Consider the following 20646-nt stretch of genomic DNA (forward strand, 5'->3'; position numbering starts at 1 on the left):
GCTGCCTTGCATCCGCTGTCGATCATGGATCAAGCCCCCGGACTGCCCGCCCGTTATCGCCGAACCGCGACGATCGAACTGATGCGGTATCTGGAGAGCTGCACCCGGTCGGACTGATTGCCACCGAACAGGTAGACATAAGTACGCTTGTTATCGAAATGATGGAACAGGCTGACATGGAAACGCTTGCCGCTGCGAATAACGACGACGTCTCCCGGCCGCGCAAAGCGATAGGCGACAGGCCTGCCGAAACTCTTCCAAGATGCGGCCATGTTCGGGTTCGTCGGGGGCTGGCGAAACGACCGTTTCGCGACGTAGGCAAGAAATGCTCCGCACCAGGCAATCTTGCGGGCATTGACCCCGAGAAAATTTATGGAGCGCTCGTGCATGTTGTTGAATTTAGAGGCAGTACTGAGCATGTCAGCGTTGCTGGGTGCGGCAAGAAGCGTGGCAATGATGGCTAGAATAACCCTCATCTGTTTCTCACCAATGTTTGGATCTCGACAATGATCCGGCAACAGGCGTCAGAAAGTTATCTGGTGATCAGGGCGTAAATCGGGAAAAATTGTGCCGGATATTTGTGCAAATCGTGCAAGAAACTGGCGCGGGGAACCGAATTCACCCCGATGCCGATCCGGATCGGCCGGCGGTTCATCGAGTTGCTGTGGCTGATTGACCGATGACACGAAACCCGCTCTACCCGTCACTTGAGCAGCGCGATCGAGGACGGCGGGTGATGCGGAACGACAGCGGTTCGCTGGGGCGGCGCAGCCGGGAGCCGCCGCCGTCGGCCGGGCTACGTCACCTGCGCTCGGCCGCGCGTCGTCAGTCGTGGAACGCGTCCACGAATTTGCGCCGCCCCAGCATGAAGGCGTCGGCGACGTGGCGCAACGGGGCGATGTCGACGTCCGACCGGCCCGCCCTGATGATCTCGGCAAAGCGCTTGTAGAGCATCGGATATTCCTGCTCAGGCTCCGCGTGTTTCAGCACGCCGTCGATCGACAATCTTGCACCGCCTCCCGACAGCACCATCCGGCCGGAATCGGTCTCGGCGATGATGTCCCAGCTCTGCTTGCCGGTCTGGCGCCAGTCGAATTCGGCCGACAGGTCGAGGCCTTCGGCGTCAGTGAAGGTGATGTCGGCGGCGATCGGCGCGTCGCGGTTCTCCGGAAATTGCAGGGTCGCCTTCGTGATGAAGATTGGTCGCGGCAGGATGTGGGTGACGATGGACAGGGCGTTGATGCCCGGATCGAACACGCCGAGGCCGCCAGCCTGCCAGATCCATTCCTGGTTCGGATGCCACTGGCGCACTTCCTCCTTCCAGATCACCCGCATCGAGCGGATGGTGGTCGAGGCGAGGAAGCCTTTCGCGGCCTCCACGGCCGGCGCATAGCGCGAGTGCCAGCTGGCAAACAAGGACAGGCCCCTGGCCGCGGCGAGCGCATGAAGGTCCTCCACTTCGCTCAATGTCGCGCCCGGCGGCTTTTCGAGGAAAACGTGCTTGCCGGCCGAAAGCGCGGCGTGGGCGGCCCGGTAGCGATACTGCGGGGGCATGCACAGCGACACCGCATCGATCGCCGGCACGGCGGCAAGCATCTCTTCGATGGACGTGAAGTTGTCGATCCCGTTCACGGTGCCGTGATGGCTGGCAGCGGCGACCAGCTTGAAATCAGGGCTCTTTTCGATCGAGGGCAGGTGCTGGTCGCGGGCGATCTTGCCGACGCCGACGAGGGCGAGATGGATCGGGGACATGGGGCTTTGCTCGATTTGTATGATGATTTGGCGGCTGTTGTAGCAGAATGCGAAACAGCGGCAAGACCACCTTTTCCCGATCGCCGCCAACCCTTGCGCGGAGCGCGCGGTGGACATTGGCCTTTCGTCTAATGCGGGCGGTTCTGCCGGGAAAACGGGAGCTGGCGCTTGAAACCGGGCTTGAAATGCGCAGTCTGGCTGTGCATGGCGAAATGCTAATAATTTGACCAATGCGGGGAGGAACGATGCGAGGATTGCTTGGGCTAAGCCGAATTATCGATTTGATCACCGAAAGGATCGGCAAGGCCGTGTCCTGGCTGATCCTTCTCGCCGTGCTCGTCAGCGCCGGAAACGCGGTCGTCCGGAAGGTCTTCAACGTCTCGTCCAACGCCTGGCTCGAGGCGCAATGGTATCTGTTCGGCGGCGCCTTCATGCTCGCGGCCGCCTATACGCTGGCGCAGAACGAGCACATCCGCATCGATGTCGTCTACAGCAAGTTCTCGCGGCGGACCCAGCACTGGATCGACCTGTTCGGCCACTGTTTCTTCCTGATGCCGTTCGTGCTGTTGATGATCTACTACTTCATTCCCTACGTCGCGATGTCCTACCGCTCGGGCGAGGTGTCCTCGAGCGCCGGCGGCCTGATCCTGTGGCCGGCCAAGGGCATCCTGCTTGCCGGCTTCCTGCTGCTCGGCGCGCAAGGGATTTCGGAGATCATCAAGAAGATCGCCATCATTCGCGGCGACATGGACGACCCGACCCCCTATGTGTCCAGCCACCAGCCCCTCGATGAGGAAGGCTCCGAGGAGGCGCGCGCATGATCGAATTCATCGCCGAGAACCTTGCGCCGATCATGTTCTTGTCGCTGGTCGTGTTCCTGCTTCTCGGATACCCGGTCGCGTTTTCGCTCGCCGCAAACGGCCTGCTTTTCTTCATCATCGGCGTCGAACTGGCGCCGCTGTCGGATTCGATCAACCTTTCCTGGCCGCTGCTCAACGCGCTGCCGGACCGCTTCTGGGGGGTGATGTCGAACGAGACACTGCTCGCCATTCCATTCTTTACGTTCATGGGGATCGTGCTGGAAAAATCGGGCATGGCGGAGGATTTGCTCGACACGATCGGCCAGCTCTTCGGCCCGATCCGCGGCGGGCTTGCCTATGCAGTGATCTTCGTCGGTGCGTTGCTGGCTGCCACCACCGGCGTCGTCGCCGCGTCGGTCATCGCCATGGGCCTGATCTCGCTGCCGATCATGCTGCGCTATGGCTATGATCGCAGCGTTGCCTCCGGCGTCATCGCCGCCTCCGGCACGCTGGCGCAGATCATCCCGCCGTCGCTCGTCCTGATCGTGCTTGCCGACCAGTTGGGCCGTTCCGTCGGCGACATGTATGCCGGCGCGCTGATCCCCGGCCTGGTGCTGACCGGCCTCTATGCCGGCTATATCATGACCATGTCGATCGTCCGGCCGAACTCGATGCCGGCGCTGCCGCTGGAGGCCCGCACGCTCGGCTCCGGCGTCACCTCGCTTGCGGTCGCGCTCGTCGTCGCAGGCGGCATCGCCTATGGCGCCCACGTCTATCTCTATCCGACCCACGGCGAGAATGCCGACATTCTCGGCGGCACGGTCGGCGTCATCTTCATCTACATCGTCGCGCTGCTCGACAAGACCCTGAAGGTCAACGCGATGTCGCGGCTGGCCCAGCAGGTCATCATCGTGCTGATCCCGCCGCTGGCGCTGATCTTCCTCGTGCTCGGCACCATCTTTCTCGGCATTGCCACGCCGACGGAAGGCGGCGCGATGGGGGCTGTCGGCGCGCTCATCATGGCGGCCGCGAAGGGGCGGCTGAACCTTGATGTCGTCCGCTCGGCGCTCGCCTCGACGACCCGGCTGTCGTCGTTCGTGCTGTTCATCCTGATCGGCGCCCGCGTCTTCTCGCTGACCTTCTACGGCGTCAACGGCCACCTTTGGGTGGAGCACCTGCTGGTGTCGATGCCGGGCGGCGAGACGGGCTTCCTGATCGCGGTGAACCTGCTGGTCTTCTTCCTGGCCTTCTTCCTCGATTTCTTCGAACTCGCCTTCATCGTCGTGCCGCTGTTGGCGCCGGCGGCGGAGAAGCTCGGCATCGACCTGATCTGGTTCGGAGTGCTGCTGGGCGTCAACATGCAGACGAGCTTCATGCATCCGCCCTTCGGCTTTGCACTGTTCTTCCTGCGTTCGGTGGCCGCCAAGGTGCCCTATATCGACAAGATCACCGGCAAGACGATCGCGCCGGTGACGACGGGGCAGATCTACTGGGGTGCAGTGCCCTTCGTCGGCATCCAGGTCCTGATGGTGGCGCTGACCATCCTGTTTCCGCAGATGGTCATGCACTACAAGGGCGACGCCGCAACCGTCGATCCGTCGACGATCAAGATCGAGGTGCCTGCGTTTGGCGGGCAGGGCGGTGGCCTCGGTCTGCCCGACAACGGCGGTGGTCTTGGTCCTCCCAGCGGCCTGCAACTGCCCGGCGGCAGTCCGCTCGACCAGCCGCCGGCGGGCAACGGTGGCTCCGGTCAGCCGCAGCAGCCGCCCGACCTCAGCCAGCCGCCGTCGTTTGGCCAGAGCGGTGCTGGGCAGGCGCCGAAGCCGCCGGCCAATGACCTCAGCCAGCCGCCGTCGTTCAAATGACGCCAGCATCGGGCGGCCCGCAAAGGCCGCCCGATGTCTCGTGGCTATGGCGAAGCGGCCGGTGCAGCGCCGAATGTCGTCAGCGGTCAGGCATAATGAGACCGAACCGGGCCTCTTCCTTTCGGCCGCTTCATCGATAATCATGAATGTTCAGGTTGTTGTCAGTCGAATCGTTTCCGTCTGATTGCCGCGCCGGTGCGTTCCCGTCCGGCATATTGAGCGAGGCAGTACTATGAAGCTTGCTGCGCTAACCAGGGTGCTTTGGCTCCCGGCAACGGTCGCGGTTCTGTACGCAGCCGCGGTCGGCTTTCGGCCGTTGCTGCCGGTCGACGAGACACGGTATGTGAGCGTCGCGTGGGAGATGTACCTGCGAAGCGGCTGGTTCGACCCGTTGACCCTGAACTTCGAGCCCTACCATCACAAGCCACCCTTGTTGTTCTGGCTGATCAACCTGTGCTGGGCTACCTTCGGCATCAGCCGCTGGGCGGCAACGATACCCGTGGTTCTGTCCGCACTTGCAAGCGTCTATCTTACCGGCGTGCTCGGCCGCCTGCTGTTCCCGCAGGCACTGGCAGACAGCAATCGCACCAATCTGGTGATGGTTGCTGGCGTGCCGTTCCTCGTCTACGGCACCATCGTCATGTTCGACATAACGCTGACCGTTTTCGTGTTGCTGTCGCTGATCGGTGTCGTCCTTTACTCCCGGCAAAGGGATTGGCGCACCATCGTGCTGATCGGCGTCTCGCTCGGCCTGGGTGGGCTTGCAAAGGGGCCCTTCGCCCCGTTCTGCATCTTCTTCCCCATCCTGCTTGCGCCTTTATGGGCCAAGAATCTCGGCAACGTCGTCACCTGGTATGCAGGCAACGCGCTTGCGGGCCTGATCTCCCTTGCCCTCGTGCTGGTCTGGCTGATCCCGGTCCTCAGCCGGAGCGACGCCGATTTTGCCTACTGGCTGTTGTGGAAGCAGACCGCCGGCCGCGTGACCGGCAGCGTCGATGACCATCTTGCACCCTTCTATTTCTATTTTCTGCTCCTGCCGGCGATCTTCGTTCCGTGGATCTTCGTTCCAGGCTTGTGGAAAGGGGCGGCCAAGCTTCGCAGCCACCTTCCGGATGCCGAAGGGATGCGCTTCCTGCTGTGCTGGCTCGTGCCGACCTTCCTCGGGTTCTGCCTGTTCAGCAACAAGCAGCCGCACTATCTCATGCCGCTGATCCCGGGCGCCGTACTCCTCATGGCCCTTTGCCTCCGGGGCGTGGCGACGCACCTGCTGGCCCGCACGGTGGCCGTCATGGTCGGCCTGTTCGTAGTGGGGCAAGGCATTGCCTATGCGACATTCCTGCACCGCTACGACCTGGCGCCGATTGCAGCCTTCGTTCAGGCGAACCAGGACAGGGACTGGGCGTTTGTGAACAACTATCACGGCGAGTTCGGCTTTCTCGCGAGGCTGCAAAAGCCTGTCGACGACGTGCTTCCGGACGACCTCGATGCGTGGTTTTCGGCTCATCCCAATGGGTACGCCGCGGTCATTTACCGGGACCCCAAAAGAGTCGCTGGCTACCGGCAGATCCTCGACGGCCCCTATCGGGGCCGAAGGATGGGCGTTTACAGCCGAAGCGATGCTCGGTAACGGCGCGCGGCGCGTCTGCGCGCAGCTCGCCTGCCCCCGGCGCCTTCAAGCAGGCGCCGACACGTCCGGGAAAGATCGCCCCAACGAAAAACCCCGGAGCGGTGCCCCGGGGCTGTTTTTGATCGATGACCGATCCGCTTAGAGCTTTTCGCTCCGCTGCTGGATCATCATGAAGGTGTCGTAGTTGTATTCGGCGATCTGTGCATTGAGGTAATACTCGCCGCGGAAGGCCTTGATCGATTCCCAGATCTTCTTGAAGGTCGGGTTTTCGGCTTCCATTTCGGCATAGACCTCGTTCGACTTGTCGAAGCAGGCCGAGAGAATTTCCTGGCTAAACGGCGCGAGCTTGGCGCCGGCGCCGACGAGGCGCTTGATCGCCGGCGGGTTCAACCAGTCGTACTTCTGCAGCATGTTCGCGTCGGTCGCCTGGCAGGCGGTGCGCAACAGCGACTGGTAGTTCTTCGGCAGGCTTTCGAAGGCCGCCTTGTTGAACATGGCGTGCACGGTGGGGCCGCCTTCCCAGAAGCCGGGGTAGTAGTAATAGGGCGCGACCTTGTAGAAGCCGAGTTTCTCGTCGTCATAGGGCGTCGTCCATTCGGCCGCGTCGATCGTACCCTTTTCCAGCGCCGGGTAGATGTCGCCGCCGGCGATCTGTTGCGGCACGACGCCGAGGCGCTCGACGATCTTGCCGGCGAAGCCGCCGATGCGCATCTTCAGGCCCTGCAGGTCGGCGACCGTCTTAATTTCCTTGCGGAACCAGCCGCCCATCTGCACGCCGGTGTTGCCGGCCGGCAGGCCGACCAGGCCCTGGTTGGCGAGGAAGTCGTTGTAGAGGTCGATACCGCCGCCGTGATACTGCCAGGCGTTCATGCCGCGCGCGTTCAGCGCGAAGGGAACCGCCGAGCCGAGCGCCCAGACCGGGTCCTTGCCCCAGTAGTAGTAGCCGACCGTGTGGCAGGCCTCGACCGTGCCGGCCGCCGCTGCATCCGCCGCCTGAAGGCCGGGAACGATCTCGCCGGCGGCGAACACCTGGATCTGGAAATTGCCGTCGGTCGCTTCGGAAAGGTATTTCGCCAGCGTTTCGGCGCCGCCGTAGATCGTGTCGAGCGACTTTGGAAACGAAGAAGCCAGGCGCCAGTTGATCTTCGGGTTGCTCTGGGCGAGCGCGGGTGCGGCCAGTACGGCAGATGCCGCAGCGCCAGCGCCGGCCACGCCGGCTTTCTTCATAAATGAACGACGATCCATTCCTATCCTCCCACAGGAAGCGGACCGGCGGGTCCGCTGTTTTGGTCACGGTGAACCTAAACATGCCGGCAACAGCGTTTCAAGCGCAGGGCTGAGGCCGTGCGCGACGAAGGGATGCGACTTTCGTTGTAGAGATTCCTTGCCGCCTGCCGCCCTGTTTCGAGCGGATGCGGATCTTGGCGGGAGTTGTCCCGGCGGGCGAGCAATGTGTTCGGCTGCTCTACAGCCATCGCCCTGGCGGAGTTGGGACTGACATCCGGATCGGCGCGCCCGGCCGTGGCTTGTTCGTGTTCGACATGGCTCGCGATGCCAAGTCGAAAGTGGATCGCGGCACGGCTCCAGAATACGGACGTTGGGAGCACCGCAGGTGGCCCAAAAGCGTTGCACCGGTCTCGGCGGCAATGAAAAGCACGCCATTTGGGCCACTCACCCGCGACGTGGCTCAGCCCGCCATCGCTTCCTCGTATTCGGAGGACAGCAGCAGCCATTCTTCTTCGGCCGCGGCCAGGCGGTCGGCCGCATCGGAGCGTTCCTTTGCCTTCTTGGCTGCAGTGGCCGGGCTCTTTTCGTAGAGCGCCGGATCCGCAAGCTCGGTATCAAGCGCCTGGATCAGCTTTTCAAGCCTTGCCGTCAGGGATTCGATCTCGCTGATCTTTTTTCTCAGCGGCGCGAGCGAGGCGCGTCGGTCGGCATTCGCCTTGCGCTGGTCCGCCTTGGAAAGACCCTCGTCCGTCAGGGCCGGACGCGCTTTCTCCTCCCTCGGCTTCGGCCCGCCGATGATCTGTGTCCGGTACTCCTCGAGGTCGCCGTCGAAATTCGACACCGTCCCGTCCTTCACCAGCCACAGCCGGTCGACGGTCGCCTCGATCAGGTGGCGGTCGTGCGAGATCAGGATGACGGCGCCGGGATAGTCGTTCAGCGCCTCGATCAGAGCGCGCCGGCTGTCGATGTCGAGGTGGTTCGTCGGCTCGTCGAGGATCAAAAGGTTCGGCGCATCGAAGGCGGCAAGCCCCATCAGGAGCCGCGCCTTCTCGCCGCCGGAGAGGTCCTTGGCCGGGGTGTCCATCTTCTCGGTCGCAAGCCCCATCTGGGCGACCCGCGAGCGCACCTTGGCCTCCGGTGCGTCCGGCATCAGCCGGCGCACGTGCTCGACGGCGCTCTGGGTCGGAACGAGATCGTCCAACTGGTGCTGGGCGAAGAAGCCGATCTTCAATCCCGGTGCCGTTCTGACCTCGCCGCTTTCGGCGGCGAGCTTGCCCGAGATGAACTTGGCGAAGGTGGATTTCCCGTTGCCGTTCGAGCCGAGCAGCGCGATGCGATCGTCGTTGTCGATGCGCAGGTTCAGCCGTTTCAGGATCGGCTTGTCCGCCTCGTAGCCGACGGCGCCGCCGGAAATGGCGATGATCGGCGAGGCGGGCTGCTTCTCCGGCTCGGGGAAGGCAAAACCCTGGACGTGCTCCTCGATCACGGCGGCGACCGTGCCCATCCGTTCCAGCGCCTTGACGCGGCTCTGCGCCTGGCGGGCCTTGGTCGCCTTGGCCTTGAAGCGGTCGATGAAGCTCTGCAGATGTTTGCGCGCGGCCTCGTTCTTGGCCTTCGCCTTCATCTGCAGTTCGTCGGCCTCGGCCTTCTGCCGCTCGAACTGGTCGTAGCCGCCGCGATAGAAGGTCAGCTTCTTCTGGTCGAGGTGAACGATCGCGTTGACGGCGGTGTTCAGGAGGTCGCGGTCGTGGCTGATGATGATGACGGTGTGCGGGTAGCGCCGCACGTAGTCCTCGAGCCACAGCGTGCCTTCAAGGTCGAGATAGTTGGTCGGCTCGTCGAGCAGCAGCAGGTCCGGCTCGGCAAAGAGCACCGCCGCCAGCGCCACCCGCATGCGCCATCCACCCGAAAAGCTCTTGGCCGGCCGCTTCTGCGCCTCGTGGTCGAAACCGAGGCCGGCAAGGATGCTGGCTGCACGCGCCTCGGCCGCATGCGCGCCGATGTCGGCAAGCCGGGTCTGGATCTCGGCGATGCGATGCGGGTCGGTCGCCGTCTCCGCCTCCTTGAGCAGGCTGGCTCGTTCCTTGTCGGCGGCCAGGACGATCTCGATCAGCGGTTCGTCGGTGCCGGGCGCCTCCTGCGCGACCTGGCCGATCCGGGCGTTCTTCGGCAGCGAGACCGTGCCAGCCTCGGAAGCGAGATCGCCGGTGATGACGCGAAAGAGCGTGGACTTGCCGGCGCCGTTGCGGCCGACGAGCCCCGCCTTCGTGCCGGTCGGCAGCGAAACGGAGGCATTATCGAGGAGCAGGCGCCCGGCGATGCGGGCGGAAAGGCCGGAAATCGTGATCATGATCGGCGTCTATAATGCAAGTCTTGCGAAAGTGGGAACCGGTTTGCGGACAAAGACATGCACACGAGCAAATTTTCAAGCATGTCTTGCGAAAGTCGGACCGGTTGCGGGGACAAAGACACGCATGAGACGAACCTTTGCGACAGTTCCCAGCAAACCTCTTTTCAGGCGAACTGCTTCAAGGTCCGGGACGGCCGCCCCTGTGCAAGAAGCGGGGTCGCGTCAGGCGGCGCCGCGCCGGTAGTTGCGCCCCGCCCGTTCGGAGAGATCCAGCGAATAGACACACGTGCCGCTCTCATTGGCCGCATCCAGCGCCAGCATCGCCTGGCGATACAACTCGTTGGAGGAGGGGGCATCCTCCGTGAAGGCCGCTCCGATCGTGAGCGACAGCGTTCCGGGAAGGTACTCCCGGCCGGATATCCGGAACACCTCCGCCTCGATCCGGTTGCGGATGCGCTCGGCGATGGAGAAGACGCTGTCGCGGTCGACCTTTTCGAACAGGAAGGCGAAGCCGTCGCCGCCGACGCGTGCCACGAAGTCGAGCTTCTTGATCGACTTGCGGAACAGCGTCGCGATCTGCTTGACCGCCTCCTCGCTGGCCCCGGCGGCGTGGCTGTCGGAAAGGTTCTTCAGCCGGTCGACGCGCATGAGCAGCAGCGCGCTGCCCGTGCTGTCCTCGCCATCGTAGGCGGCCAACAGCCGGTTCATCAGCGCGGCGCGGTTGGCGAGGCCGGTGACCGGGTCGTGCAGCAGCGCCGTCTCGCTTGCGGCTGCGCCCGAGGCAACGTTTTCCAGGCGCGCCACCAGCGCTTCGAGGCGCTGGCAATGGGCGCTCTCGCTGCCGATCAGCGCCTCGACAGCGGAGACGAGCAGATCCGCCTGGCCGGCGAAGTCGGACATGGCCATGACCGGATCGGCCTTGAGCTTGCCGAGCAGGTGATTGATCTGGGTGAGGGCATTGGTCCGCTTCTGCCGCTCGGCTTCGGCTTCTGCCGTCAGCGCCTCGATGGTACGCATCAGGTCAGTGGCGCTATGGCCGAGAACGAGCGAATTGTGGTCCGGCAGGCCGTGTCGAACGCCGATGGCGTCGAGTGCCTCCTGCGGCGGAGCCTTGCCGAGTGCGGTGATCTCGCGCCCGAGCGCGGTGTTGCTGCCGGTGAGGGCTTCGTGCAGAAGGGCGTAGTTGCGCGGGATCGCCGGGATTTCCAGCCGGGTCATCAGATGCGAGACCTTCGCCATGACCGCCGCCGATCGGGCAAGCGTCTCCGATGCATTCACCTTAGCGTTCATAAGTCACCAGCAGTTGGGCAGTTTGCCTGGAACACCGGCTCGAACCGGCCGTGGTCACAACTTTTAGCTGAAGAGCATTAAGAAGCGTTGAATCCCGACCGCATCGCCGTGTCGGCAAGGTGCATCGTCGCCATCGCCACCGTCGTCGCCGTCGATCGTTGCCGGTGCCGGCATCAGGCGAACCGGCGAGCCAGCGGGACGGCGCGGATCACCTGTCGGATCACCCCGTCGCCGCCCGTATCCCTCGGGGGCGCTGCGCCGTATTGGAGGTCGCGAACGGCTGCCGCATAGCCCTCGCTGCGCGCCTGCTTCATCGCCGCCTCGAACATCTTTTCGATGACCGGGTAGCAATCGTCTGGCAGATAGGCATCGGGGGTGTTGGTCTCATAGACCAGTGCCATCTTCGACAGGGTGCTGCCCAGAAGGGCGCTCCATTCCTCGGTTGTTCTTGCCATGTCTTTCCCTCGTTTCGCCGGGCTGTCAGTTGCAGGGGCCCTGCGGCTGCCGCGACGGCCGGACTATCGCATCCGCCGGAGCGACACCCTGTCACCGCGGTAACAGGGTGAAAGAATGCCCGGTCTATCGAGGGGAACGGGGTCAGCGATGCATCCACTCAGCGCCTTCGGCGCGCAGGAAGTAGAGCAGGTCGAGGACAAGACTGGGCCGGCCGAGCGAGGTCAGAATCGCGTGGCATTGTCCGCGATGGTGGGTCTGGTGGTTGAAGAAATGGGCCAGGGCCGGACCAAGCGGCTGGCTCATCTGCACCGGATTGGTCACCGTGACGTAGCTGATCGTATCGGCGAGCCGTTTCTCGTCGAGCGAGCCGATCCAGTCGATGATCCGCTGATCCTCGGCGATGCGCGCCTGCCGCAGAACATCGATGTCCTCGAAGAGGATGGCGTCGAGGCGGGCAGGAACGTCGCCGGAGCCGGTGAAGCGGCGCATCCAGATCCGGTCGGCGACGAGGATATGGTTCAGCGTGCCGAGCAGGGAGCCGAAGAAGGCGCCCTTGTTTTCGCGCAAGGCAGTGGGCGACAGGGCCGCGGCCTCCGCATAAAGGATCCTGTTTGCCCAGGCGTTGTAGGCGGCGAACATCTTGTAGTGATTGAGCATGGCTGGTTCCGGCGGATGCGTTGGAGATGGCGTACAGCCTATCATCCCGTCGCCTCATTGGCGGTGATGCAACAGATGAAATTTTCTGATTTGATTGGGAACTCTGGATTGTGCCAGATGGCTCGCTTCACCAGGGAGAAGCAATGACACGCAAACTCTATGCCCTCAGCGGCGCCGACAGGACGCGCCAGTTTTCCCCGCATGTCTGGAAGAGCGTGATGTCGCTCGCCCACAAGGGCCTGGATTACGAGACGGTTCCGGTCGGCTTCACCGAGATCCCGACCATCGAAGGCGGTGGCAGCTCCACCGTGCCGCTGCTTCGCGACGGCGAACGGCTGGTGCGCGACAGTTACGATATCGCGCTCTACCTCGACGAGGCCTATCCCGACCGCCCGTCGCTGTTCGGCGGTGAGGGCGGCAAGGCGATGGCGCGCTTCATCGAAACGTGGTCGCAATCGACGCTGCACATGGCCGTCACCCGCATCGCCATTCTCGACATCCACAATCTGCTCCGGCCTGCGGACCAGGAATATTTCCGTCGCAGCCGCGAGGAGCGGCTCGGCGCCTCCCTGGAGGACATCGCCGCCGCCGGGAGAGCTGAGGTCGAAGGCTTCGCGAAAAAACTGCAGCCGCTGCGCAACATGCTGAAATTTCAGCCCTTCATCGGCGGCGAGGGCCCGCTTTTTTCGGACTACATCGTCTTCGGTGCCTTGCAATGGCTGCGCACCACCGCCTGTACGAAGGTGCTCGAAAACGACGATCCGGTCGCCGACTGGTTCAATCGCTGCCTCGACCTGCACGGCGGCGTCGGCCATCGTGTGACAGCAGCGTGAAACTTCGATGCCGCGCGGCGCGATTGTCGCGTCCCTCTTGTTTTCCGGGGCATTGGCGGGTAATGAACCGCCACTTTTCACGAACACCAAGGGAAACGAGAGAATGGCGATTGAACGCACCTTTTCGATGATCAAGCCGGACGCCACCAGGCGCAACCTGACCGGCGCCATCACCAAGATGCTCGAAGACGCGGGCCTGCGCGTCGTCGCGTCGAAGCGCGTCTGGATGAGCCGCCGCGAAGCCGAGGGCTTCTACGCCGTCCACAAGGACCGTCCGTTCTTCGGCGAACTCGTCGAGTTCATGTCCTCCGGCCCGACGGTCGTCCAGGTTCTCGAAGGTGAAAACGCGATCGCCAAGAACCGCGAAGTCATGGGCGCCACCAACCCGGCCAACGCCGAAGAAGGCACCATCCGCAAGGTTCACGCCCTGTCGATCGGCGAAAACTCCGTGCACGGCTCCGACGCCCCGGAAACCGCCGCCGAAGAAATCGCCTACTGGTTCTCCGGCACCGAGATCGTCGGCTGATCCGGTTTTGCAGGCCTTGATCGCAAGTTCTTGAATGGGCTTGGCGAAGGCGCGCAAGAACACCTGAAATGACAAATCGCCCGGAGCCTGCGCTTCGGGCGATTTTCGTTTGGTGGCGATGGGTGAAATCCATCGCGTCGTCACCGACGCCCATGTGCGCGGACCTTTGCCGACGCCTTTAGCGGCTGAGGTCAGCCGGACATTTCGCCATCTCGAAGTGCTCCGGCGCGTTGCCGTTTCTGAAGACGCGCGGGTTCTTCTCGTAGGCGGGGCCAATGACGAGGGGTTCGGCGGGAAGGATGCTCTGGTCGGCATCGGACGTGACGGTCGTCTCCAGTGTCTGAAGCACGGCCCCATCCGGCCCGTTGACGCGGATCGTCACCCGATAGGGCCTTGCCTTCTTCACGCAGGTGATGTCCGGGCTTTCCAGCACCACCTTTTCCAGTTGCGGAAAGAGCTTGCGCGTCAGCACCAGCGGCTCGCCGCCGGCCGGGTTCTCGAATTCGGCGGTGACAGTCGAGCCATCGGGCACGGGCTTGGTCCGGTCGAGGGTGATCATGTAGGTCGCGTAAGCCAGCCTGTAGTTGAAGACGAACAGCTTGCCGGTCAGTTGCAACGGATCGGGGCCGGTCTCGCGCTGGCAGGCGGCGAGCGTCATCGCAAGTGAAAGCGCCAGCGAAAGCAGTCTGCCGAAAGCGGCCATACGTCTCATGTCCCCGGTTCCTTGCGGTGGCGATAGTAGTGCCGGCTTGCCTTCGCGCGGTTGCCGCAGATGGCCATGTCGCACCAGTTTCGCGATCGGTTGCGGCTCTTGTCGAGGAAGAGCCAGCCGCAATTGGGGCAGATCTTCAGCCGGTCCGGTGCCGCGTTGACGGTCAGGCGCAGAGCCGAATGCGCCGTGGCGGCGTCGAGCGCGCCGGCACGGCCGCCCGAATGGCGCAGCGTGTCGGCGATCGCCTCCAAGAGCAGCGCCAGTTGCGCCGGCGTGCCTTCGCCGCGCGCCTCGGCGCGAAAATGGTCGTCGATCGCCTCGCGCAGGCTGAGAAACGCCGCGCGGCGCTCCGGTGCGACCGGGACAAGCGGTCCCGTCCACGCCCGTTCGGCGCAATAGTGGTTCGCCCCGCCGGCAAAGGCGTCCATCGTCTTCGCATCGTCATAGCGGTCGATCCGCCGCGCCGGATCGGACCGCAGCACGACCGAATTCGCCACGTCCAGCGCCAGAGCGCCGCCGGAGAAACGATGCGGTGTCCAGGAAAAGGTCATCGGCACATCCTAACTGGTTATTTTCGTTTTACCAGTTATAATGCGGCTGTCACCTGCGAGGCTGTCAATGGCTTATTTCCTGCAGCAATTTGCCAATGCCGTCCCGGTTGCCGCGCTCTATGCGGTGCTTGCCTTTGGCTACGCGATCGCCTTTTCGGTGACGCGGCGCGCCGATATCAGCTTCGGTGCGATCTTTGCCTTCGCTGCGCAGATGTTCATCCTCTTTGCCGACTACGGCTGGAACCGGCTGTGGCTCGTTTTTCCCGCAGCACTTGCGCTGGGTGCCGCCATGGCCGTCGTCTTCGGCATGGGGGCGGCCATGGTGACGGGCCGATACGTCATGCGTCCGCTTGCCTTTTCCTCGGACAACACGGTCGTGGTGGCCGCGCTCGGCGTCGTGCTCGTGCTGATGGAGACGGCGCGGCTGGCCTCGAACACCCGGAACCTCTGGCTTCCGCCGCTCCTGAGCCGGCCGTTGGATCTGTGGTGGGATCCTTCCTTCCCGGTGACGCTGACGGTCCTGCAGATGGTGAACGCCGCGCTGATGGCGGCAATTGTGCTTGCCGGCCATCTGTTCCTCTCCCGCTCCGGGTGGGGCCGGCGCTGGCGCGCCGTTTGCGACGACCGCAAGGCAGCAGAACTCTGCGGCGTCGATTCCGGCGGTGTCTTCCTCGCCGCTTTCGCGCTTGCCGCCCTGATCGCCTGCCTCGCGGGCATCCTGGCGGCCAGCTATTACGGCAACATGGATTTCGGCGCGGGCCTCAACTTCGGCGTCAAAGTGCTGTTCATCGCCGCCATCGGCGGCTATTCGACGCCGATCCTGTCGGCGCTCGGTGGAGCTGCGATCGGGCTCGCCGAAACGATCTGGAACGCCTACGGCGCGTTTCTCTGGCGCGACTTCGCGATCTATTCCGCGCTGGTGCTGCTGCTGGTGATCTTCCGCCGCGAGAGGGCGATCCCGTAGCGGCTGGCAGGTCGAGTGCCCCTGCCGGCGTCAACGCCAGGAATGAATTCAGCGCCGCTTTCTCACTCCCGTCATGCCGGACCCAATTCGGCATCCAGCGCGCTCAAGTCATTGAGCGCAATAGAATCTTTTGCGCCGCCGACGGGCGCTGCTGGACGCCGGATCAAGTCCGGCGTGACGGGACGATGCGTGAGTCCTGTTCAGCGAAGGCGGCCAGCTATTCCTTCCACCTGTCCCGGGCCCGATCGTCCTTGTCCTTGGCCTCCACCCAGCCGCCGGTGCTGCCGTCGGCGCGATGCTCCTTCTTCCAGAAGGGAGCGGAGGTCTTGAGGTAGTCCATGACGAAGGAGGCGCCGTCGAAGGCGGCGTGGCGATGCGGGGCGGTGGCGACGACGAGGACGATGTTCCCGCCCGGCGCGATCCGGCCGACGCGGTGGATGGCGGCGATGCCCTCCAGCGAAAACCGCTCGACGGCCTCGTTGCAGATGCGCCGGATCTCGGCCTCCGCCATGCCGGGATAGTGTTCGAGCTCGAGGGCGGAAAGGCTGCCGCGTTCGTCGCGGCACAGGCCGGTGAAGGTGACGATCGCGCCGATCTGGCGGCGCCCTTCCGTCAGGGCCGCCGTCTCCGCCGCGGCGTCGAAGTCCTCGCGCTGGACCCGCACCACAACGGGCGGGGCGGCAACGGAATTGGTGGCCGCGCCGGTCATGGCTCAGCCGCCGGTCATCGGCGGGAACAGGGCGATTTCACGCGCACCCGCAATCGAGTCCCGATGCTCGACGTGCTCGTGGTTGACGGCGACGCGAATGACGTTCTCGTGCTCAAGCGCGATCTGATACTCCTCGCCGAGTGTCTTCAGGTGCTGCAGCAGGTCGCCGGCGGTTTTGACGTGGCCGGGAAGGTCGATCTCCTCCTCGTCCCGTCCGATCCGCTCGCGCACCCAGGCAAAATAGACAAGCTTGGTCATCGTTCGTCCACGATATGCTTTAATCCGGCGCGGAAATAGTCGTAGCCGGTATACATCGTGATCGCCGCGGCAATCCACAGCAGCACGATGCCGATCTCCGTCGTATAGGGCAGGTACTTGGCGCCCGCCGGCCCGGCCAGCAGGAAGCCGATGGCGAACATCTGGATCGTCGTCTTCCACTTGGCGATCCGCGTGACCGGCACGCTGACCTTCAGTTCCGCCAGGTATTCGCGCAGGCCGGAGACCAGGATCTCGCGGCAGAGAATGATGATCGCGGCCCAGATCGTCCAGCCGGCAATCGTCCCGTCTGCTGCCATCAGGAGTAGCACCGAGGCAACCAGCAGCTTGTCTGCGATCGGATCCAGCATGCGGCCGATATTGGAGGTCTGCTTCCAGATGCGCGCCAGGTAGCCATCAAAAAAATCCGTGATGGAGGCCGCCGCAAACAGACCGAACGCAGACCACCGGGCAAAATCCGAAGACTGCAGCTTCCCCTCCACGAAAAAGCACAGGACGATCAGCGGAACAGCGAGGATCCGACCGTAGGTGAGAAGATTGGGGATGCTGTAAGCGGTGGCCATGGATTCGCAGTCTCGGATGGGTTTCCGGTTAGTTGTGGGCTTTGTGACAGGTCCGTCAACTCTTTGCGAGACCTTTTCACCGGGAACAAGGCAATATTCCGGTGATGCCCATGAAAAGCCCATGGGACGGTTCGCCGCACTGGCGAGGTCTGCTGCGGTTCGCCCGCCCGGGCAGGGATGATCATGAAGAAAGATTTTCATTTTTCTTCGAAATATTTGCGATGCCTGTTCGTTTTTCGACAAAAAGTGCGTTTTGCCGGTTCCAGCCTGTTGACCTTGGGTTGTATTTGGCTATTTCTGCGCGTCGCAGCAAATCAGCATCAAGGTTGGAAGGGGTGGATCCTCTATGGGGATCGTCGGTGGAGCACGTTTGTCGGTTGTCGACGGCAGTCTGGGGCAGGACCTGTGCCAGAGCGATGTCGTGACCCTTGCCGACGGCAGTTTCGCCATCGCCTGGGCCGGCGTTCCTGCCGACGGTGTCGCCGACGTGCTGCTCTGCGTCTTTAATGCCGATGGAACGCTCCGCGCAAAGACGGAATGTTCGGTCGCCACGCAGTCTGCCCGGTTCGTGCCGCAACTGACGGCCCTTTCCGACGTCGGCTTCGCCATGGTCTGGAGCGGCGCAACGGCAGACGACGACGAAGGTATCGCCGTTCGCCTGTTCGACCGCGACGGCAAGGCGATGGGCGACGCCGCAACGATGGTGAACGCGCAAACGGACGGCAACCAGCTCGCGCCACAGATCGCCACGCTTGCCGGCGGCGGCTACGTGTTCGCCTGGACCAAAGCAGGCGCTCCCGGCGAGACGGGCGTTCTGTCGCTGCGCGTGGTCCATGGCGACGGAAGCGTAAGCGACCGCTCCATCGACGGCTTTTGCGCGGAAAGCCAGCCGGGCTACAAGATCGTTGCGCTTGCCGGGGGCGGATTTGCAGTCGTCTACGAGGCGGCAGCACCTGCCGAGGGGGGAAGCCCCGGTTTGCGGATGCAGATATTCGATGCTGACGGTACGTTGCGGGTGGAATCGGCCGTTTCGGGTTTTTCGGGCAAGGCCTGCCTGGAACGCAATCCCGCCGTCACCGCCCTGGCCGACGGCGGTTTCGTGGTTGCCTGGGAAGGCGACCGGCACGATGATGCAACCGGTATCGCCCTGCAGATCTTCGACGCCGACGGCACCGCGCGCGCCCAGACCGACTTCGCCGTCAATAACCATACCGATGGCGAGCAACTCGATCCGATCGTGACCGCCCTGAAGGACGGCGGTTTCGTCGTGCTGTGGCGCGGTGCGACCTTGCATGATCCCGACGGCGGCCTGGCGATGCAGGTCTACAATGCGGATGGCAAGACCCGCATTGCCGGCGACATCGCGGTGAACGGCTACACGCAGGGCCTGCAGGGGCACCCCTGCGTTGCCGCACTGGCGGGCGGCGGCTTTGCCGTGGCCTGGACGACAAAAGACGAGGACGGCAACAGCATCGCGCTCAGGGTCTTCAATGCGGGCGGGATCGCGCGCATGGAGATCGAGGAGCCCTTGGACGGTACCACCGTCGAGCTGCACGGATCGCCCAGGATCGTTGCGCTTGCGGACGGCGGCCTTGCGTTGACCTGGCAGGCCAGGGGAGCGGACGGTGTTCACATCTACGAGAAGGTCTTCCGGGCCGTCAACGACGCCCCGACCGGTGCAAGCACGACCATAGGCATCAAGGAAGACAGCACCTATGTGTTCTCGGTCGAGGACTTCGGATTCAAGGACGCCAACGGCGATTCGCTGAAGGCCGTCAAGATCGCTTCGGTGCCGGCGAACGGCACGCTGACGCTCGATGGCAGGATGGTCGTCCCCGGCCAGGAGATCAAGGCCGCAGACATCGCGGCCGGCAAGCTTGTCTGGGCCGTGGGTCAGAACCTCAACGGGATCGGGCTCGGCGCGCTGTCCTTCAACGTCATAGATGATGGCGGCAGCGATTTTGGCGGTGTCGACACGGACCCGTTCACGCGCAAGATCACCTTCGACGTCGCCGGCGTCAACGACGACCCCGTCGCCAGGGTCGTGACGGGCTCGACCTACGAGAACTCGCTGTTCACGATCGAGGTTGCCGATGCCGTGATCGACGCGGACGACGACAACCTGACGATGCTCAATGCGAAGATCGTCTCCGGCTTCGGCTCGGTGATGATCGATGCGAAGAAGATGCTGATCTATAATCCGATGGGCGGCGCGAACCCGGACATCGGCGACGGCGAGACCCGTACGGTCGTCATCAGCTACACCGTATCGGACGGCAGGGGCGGCACCGCGACCGCGACCATCACCCTGACGGTCCTGGGCATCTCGGCCGACATCTTTTCCGGAACGAACGGCGCCGACCGGCTGACCGGGACCAGCTACGGCGATCTGATGTATGGCAAGGGCGGGGACGACACGCTGCGCGGCGGCGCCGGCAACGATCTGCTCGACGGCGGCAGCGGTGCGGACACGCTGACGGGCGAGGCGGGCAACGACAGCTATGTCGTCGACAATGCCGGGGACAAGATCGTCGAGGCCGCCAACGGCGGAACGGACACGGTCCAGGCGAGCCGGAGCTACACGCTGACCGAGAACGTCGAAAAGCTGATCCTGATCGGGACCGGAAACTACGGCGGCACCGGCAACGCCCAGGGCAACACGATCACCGGCAATTCCGGCGCGAACATCCTCAAGGGGCTCGGTGGCAACGACAGGCTTTCGGGCGGCGGCGGCAACGATTGCCTGGATGGCGGCAATGGAAATGACGTCCTGAACGGTGGCGCCGGCGCGGACAAGCTTTTGGGTGGCGCAGGCGACGACACCTATGTGGTGGACGATGCCGGCGACTGCGTGGTCGAAGTCGCCGGCGGCGGCAGCGATACCGTCGAGGCGGGCTGCAGCTACACGCTCGCCGCTCATGTCGAGCGGCTGACCCTGACCGGTGTGGGGAACTACTCCGGCACGGGCAATACGCTCGCCAACCGCATCGTCGGCAATGCGGCAGCCAACGTCCTCAAGGGGCTCGACGGAAATGACGTGCTCCTCGGTGGAAGAGGAAACGACAGGATCCATGGCGGCAACGGCAGCGACAGGATCGCCGGCGACGCCGGCGCCGACATGCTGTCAGGCGGTTCGGGCTGCGACACCTTCGTGTTCCGCTCCGTGTCCGACAGCACGCTCGCCAGCGCCGGGCGGGATACCATCGTCGACTTCTCGAAGGCTGCCGGCGATCGGATCGATCTCAGCGCGATCGACGCCCGTCCGGCAAGCAGCGCGGACAACGCCTTCGTCTTCATCGGCAAGGCCGCGTTTACGAAATGTGCCGGCGAACTGCGCTATCAGAAGAGCGGCAGTGATACGCTTGTCCTTGCCGACACCGATGGTGATGGCAGGGCCGATTTCAGCATTCTCGTTTCGGGCAGCGTGGCGTTCGCGAAGGGCGATTTTCTGCTGTAGCACCCCTTCGGCGTCCGCCCGGCGCGACCAA

19 protein-coding genes are annotated in these 20646 nt (G+C 63.8%); 7 read left to right on the plus strand and 12 right to left on the minus strand.

What is annotated here, in order from left to right:
• Positions 1-53: 53 nt before the first annotated feature.
• Positions 54-476 carry a TIGR02594 family protein gene (locus JNC62_RS18190; protein WP_374840511.1) on the minus strand — a complete coding sequence of 141 codons (423 nt, stop codon included), beginning with the start codon at positions 474-476 and terminating at the stop codon, positions 54-56.
• Between the two features lie 349 nt (positions 477-825).
• Positions 826-1752: a Gfo/Idh/MocA family protein gene (locus JNC62_RS18195; RefSeq protein ID WP_374840512.1), complete on the minus strand. Its 927-nt coding sequence runs from the start codon at positions 1750-1752 to the stop codon at positions 826-828.
• 245 nt (positions 1753-1997) lie between these two features.
• On the opposite strand from JNC62_RS18195, the gene JNC62_RS18200 reads away from it, so the two are divergent.
• The 3 genes from JNC62_RS18200 (at position 1998) to JNC62_RS18210 (ending at position 6044) form a co-directional block, all read left to right on the plus strand.
• Entirely contained in the window at positions 1998-2573 is a 576-nt protein-coding gene (locus JNC62_RS18200) for a TRAP transporter small permease subunit (RefSeq protein ID WP_374840514.1), read from the plus strand.
• Positions 2570-4417 carry a TRAP transporter large permease subunit gene (locus JNC62_RS18205; RefSeq protein ID WP_374840516.1) on the plus strand — a complete coding sequence of 616 codons (1848 nt, stop codon included), beginning with the start codon at positions 2570-2572 and terminating at the stop codon, positions 4415-4417. The genes JNC62_RS18200 and JNC62_RS18205 overlap by 4 nt, the downstream gene beginning before the upstream one ends.
• A gap of 232 nt (positions 4418-4649) precedes the next feature.
• The gene (locus JNC62_RS18210) at positions 4650-6044 is read left to right on the plus strand and encodes an ArnT family glycosyltransferase (RefSeq protein WP_374840517.1); all 1395 of its coding nucleotides are present in this window, start codon (positions 4650-4652) and stop codon (positions 6042-6044) included.
• 138 nt (positions 6045-6182) lie between these two features.
• On the opposite strand, the gene JNC62_RS18215 is transcribed toward JNC62_RS18210, so the two are convergent.
• From JNC62_RS18215 to JNC62_RS18235, 5 genes are all read right to left on the minus strand, one after another.
• Positions 6183-7289, minus strand: coding sequence for a TRAP transporter substrate-binding protein (locus tag JNC62_RS18215; protein ID WP_374840518.1), 1107 nt, complete (start codon positions 7287-7289; stop codon positions 6183-6185).
• Between the two features lie 442 nt (positions 7290-7731).
• A complete protein-coding gene (locus tag JNC62_RS18220; protein WP_374840520.1) occupies positions 7732-9621 on the minus strand; it encodes an ABC-F family ATP-binding cassette domain-containing protein in 1890 nt (629 codons plus the stop codon).
• 222 nt (positions 9622-9843) lie between these two features.
• Positions 9844-10899 (minus strand): GGDEF domain-containing protein, encoded by a 1056-nt coding sequence (locus JNC62_RS18225; RefSeq protein WP_374840521.1) that lies wholly within the window; start codon positions 10897-10899, stop codon positions 9844-9846.
• A 185-nt stretch (positions 10900-11084) separates the two neighbouring features.
• Positions 11085-11366 carry a hypothetical protein gene (locus JNC62_RS18230; protein WP_374840524.1) on the minus strand — a complete coding sequence of 94 codons (282 nt, stop codon included), beginning with the start codon at positions 11364-11366 and terminating at the stop codon, positions 11085-11087.
• 142 nt (positions 11367-11508) lie between these two features.
• Positions 11509-12024 carry a DinB family protein gene (locus tag JNC62_RS18235; protein WP_374840526.1) on the minus strand — a complete coding sequence of 172 codons (516 nt, stop codon included), beginning with the start codon at positions 12022-12024 and terminating at the stop codon, positions 11509-11511.
• 143 nt (positions 12025-12167) lie between these two features.
• Here JNC62_RS18235 and JNC62_RS18240 point away from each other — a divergent pair, with 143 nt between their 5' ends.
• Together JNC62_RS18240 and ndk are read left to right on the plus strand one after the other, a co-directional pair.
• Positions 12168-12857, plus strand: coding sequence for a glutathione S-transferase family protein (locus JNC62_RS18240; RefSeq protein WP_374840527.1), 690 nt, complete (start codon positions 12168-12170; stop codon positions 12855-12857).
• A 103-nt stretch (positions 12858-12960) separates the two neighbouring features.
• Complete coding sequence (ndk, locus tag JNC62_RS18245; RefSeq protein ID WP_374840529.1) at positions 12961-13383, plus strand: nucleoside-diphosphate kinase; 423 nt, start codon at positions 12961-12963, stop codon at positions 13381-13383.
• Positions 13384-13561: 178 nt separating this feature from the next.
• On the opposite strand, the gene JNC62_RS18250 is transcribed toward ndk, so the two are convergent.
• Both JNC62_RS18250 and JNC62_RS18255 read right to left on the minus strand, forming a co-directional pair.
• Positions 13562-14095, minus strand: a complete 534-nt coding sequence (locus JNC62_RS18250; protein ID WP_374840530.1) for a hypothetical protein — start codon at positions 14093-14095, stop codon at positions 13562-13564.
• The gene (locus JNC62_RS18255; protein ID WP_374840531.1) at positions 14092-14646 is read right to left on the minus strand and encodes a CGNR zinc finger domain-containing protein; all 555 of its coding nucleotides are present in this window, start codon (positions 14644-14646) and stop codon (positions 14092-14094) included. The genes JNC62_RS18250 and JNC62_RS18255 overlap by 4 nt, the downstream gene beginning before the upstream one ends.
• Before the next feature lie 67 nt (positions 14647-14713).
• On the opposite strand from JNC62_RS18255, the gene JNC62_RS18260 reads away from it, so the two are divergent.
• The gene (locus JNC62_RS18260) at positions 14714-15610 is read left to right on the plus strand and encodes a branched-chain amino acid ABC transporter permease (RefSeq protein WP_374840533.1); all 897 of its coding nucleotides are present in this window, start codon (positions 14714-14716) and stop codon (positions 15608-15610) included.
• A gap of 217 nt (positions 15611-15827) precedes the next feature.
• Here JNC62_RS18260 and JNC62_RS18265 read toward each other — a convergent pair whose 3' ends face one another.
• From JNC62_RS18265 to pgsA, 3 genes are read right to left on the minus strand one after another with little or no spacing between them, the layout of a single operon-like run.
• Positions 15828-16319: a molybdenum cofactor biosynthesis protein MoaE gene (locus tag JNC62_RS18265; RefSeq protein ID WP_374840535.1), complete on the minus strand. Its 492-nt coding sequence runs from the start codon at positions 16317-16319 to the stop codon at positions 15828-15830.
• Positions 16320-16322: 3 nt separating this feature from the next.
• The gene (gene moaD, locus JNC62_RS18270; RefSeq protein WP_374840537.1) at positions 16323-16577 is read right to left on the minus strand and encodes a molybdopterin converting factor subunit 1; all 255 of its coding nucleotides are present in this window, start codon (positions 16575-16577) and stop codon (positions 16323-16325) included.
• Entirely contained in the window at positions 16574-17158 is a 585-nt protein-coding gene (pgsA, locus tag JNC62_RS18275) for a CDP-diacylglycerol--glycerol-3-phosphate 3-phosphatidyltransferase (RefSeq protein WP_374840539.1), read from the minus strand. Before pgsA ends, moaD begins: the two co-directional genes overlap by 4 nt.
• Positions 17159-17528: 370 nt before the next feature.
• Between pgsA and JNC62_RS18280 the strand changes: the two genes are divergently transcribed.
• Entirely contained in the window at positions 17529-20615 is a 3087-nt protein-coding gene (locus tag JNC62_RS18280; RefSeq protein WP_374840541.1) for a cadherin-like domain-containing protein, read from the plus strand.
• The last annotated feature ends 31 nt before the right edge of the window (positions 20616-20646 follow it).

The organism is Mycoplana ramosa, assembly GCF_041930185.1.
GTDB lineage: Bacteria > Pseudomonadota > Alphaproteobacteria > Rhizobiales > Rhizobiaceae > Mycoplana > Mycoplana ramosa.

What these genes read in the sequence shown, in the direction of transcription:
- JNC62_RS18190 (WP_374840511.1), bottom strand. Translation starts at nt 476, where the DNA reads ATGAGGGTTATTCTAGCCATCATTGCCACGCTTCTTGCCGCACCCAGC.
- JNC62_RS18195 (WP_374840512.1), bottom strand. Translation starts at nt 1,752, where the DNA reads ATGTCCCCGATCCATCTCGCCCTCGTCGGCGTCGGCAAGATCGCCCGC.
- JNC62_RS18200 (WP_374840514.1), top strand. Translation starts at nt 1,998, where the DNA reads ATGCGAGGATTGCTTGGGCTAAGCCGAATTATCGATTTGATCACCGAA.
- JNC62_RS18205 (WP_374840516.1), top strand. Translation starts at nt 2,570, where the DNA reads ATGATCGAATTCATCGCCGAGAACCTTGCGCCGATCATGTTCTTGTCG.
- JNC62_RS18210 (WP_374840517.1), top strand. Translation starts at nt 4,650, where the DNA reads ATGAAGCTTGCTGCGCTAACCAGGGTGCTTTGGCTCCCGGCAACGGTC.
- JNC62_RS18215 (WP_374840518.1), bottom strand. Translation starts at nt 7,289, where the DNA reads ATGGATCGTCGTTCATTTATGAAGAAAGCCGGCGTGGCCGGCGCTGGC.
- JNC62_RS18220 (WP_374840520.1), bottom strand. Translation starts at nt 9,621, where the DNA reads ATGATCACGATTTCCGGCCTTTCCGCCCGCATCGCCGGGCGCCTGCTC.
- JNC62_RS18230 (WP_374840524.1), bottom strand. Translation starts at nt 11,366, where the DNA reads ATGGCAAGAACAACCGAGGAATGGAGCGCCCTTCTGGGCAGCACCCTG.
- JNC62_RS18235 (WP_374840526.1), bottom strand. Translation starts at nt 12,024, where the DNA reads ATGCTCAATCACTACAAGATGTTCGCCGCCTACAACGCCTGGGCAAAC.
- JNC62_RS18240 (WP_374840527.1), top strand. Translation starts at nt 12,168, where the DNA reads ATGACACGCAAACTCTATGCCCTCAGCGGCGCCGACAGGACGCGCCAG.
- ndk (WP_374840529.1), top strand. Translation starts at nt 12,961, where the DNA reads ATGGCGATTGAACGCACCTTTTCGATGATCAAGCCGGACGCCACCAGG.
- JNC62_RS18250 (WP_374840530.1), bottom strand. Translation starts at nt 14,095, where the DNA reads ATGAGACGTATGGCCGCTTTCGGCAGACTGCTTTCGCTGGCGCTTTCA.
- JNC62_RS18255 (WP_374840531.1), bottom strand. Translation starts at nt 14,646, where the DNA reads ATGACCTTTTCCTGGACACCGCATCGTTTCTCCGGCGGCGCTCTGGCG.
- JNC62_RS18260 (WP_374840533.1), top strand. Translation starts at nt 14,714, where the DNA reads ATGGCTTATTTCCTGCAGCAATTTGCCAATGCCGTCCCGGTTGCCGCG.
- JNC62_RS18265 (WP_374840535.1), bottom strand. Translation starts at nt 16,319, where the DNA reads ATGACCGGCGCGGCCACCAATTCCGTTGCCGCCCCGCCCGTTGTGGTG.
- moaD (WP_374840537.1), bottom strand. Translation starts at nt 16,577, where the DNA reads ATGACCAAGCTTGTCTATTTTGCCTGGGTGCGCGAGCGGATCGGACGG.
- pgsA (WP_374840539.1), bottom strand. Translation starts at nt 17,158, where the DNA reads ATGGCCACCGCTTACAGCATCCCCAATCTTCTCACCTACGGTCGGATC.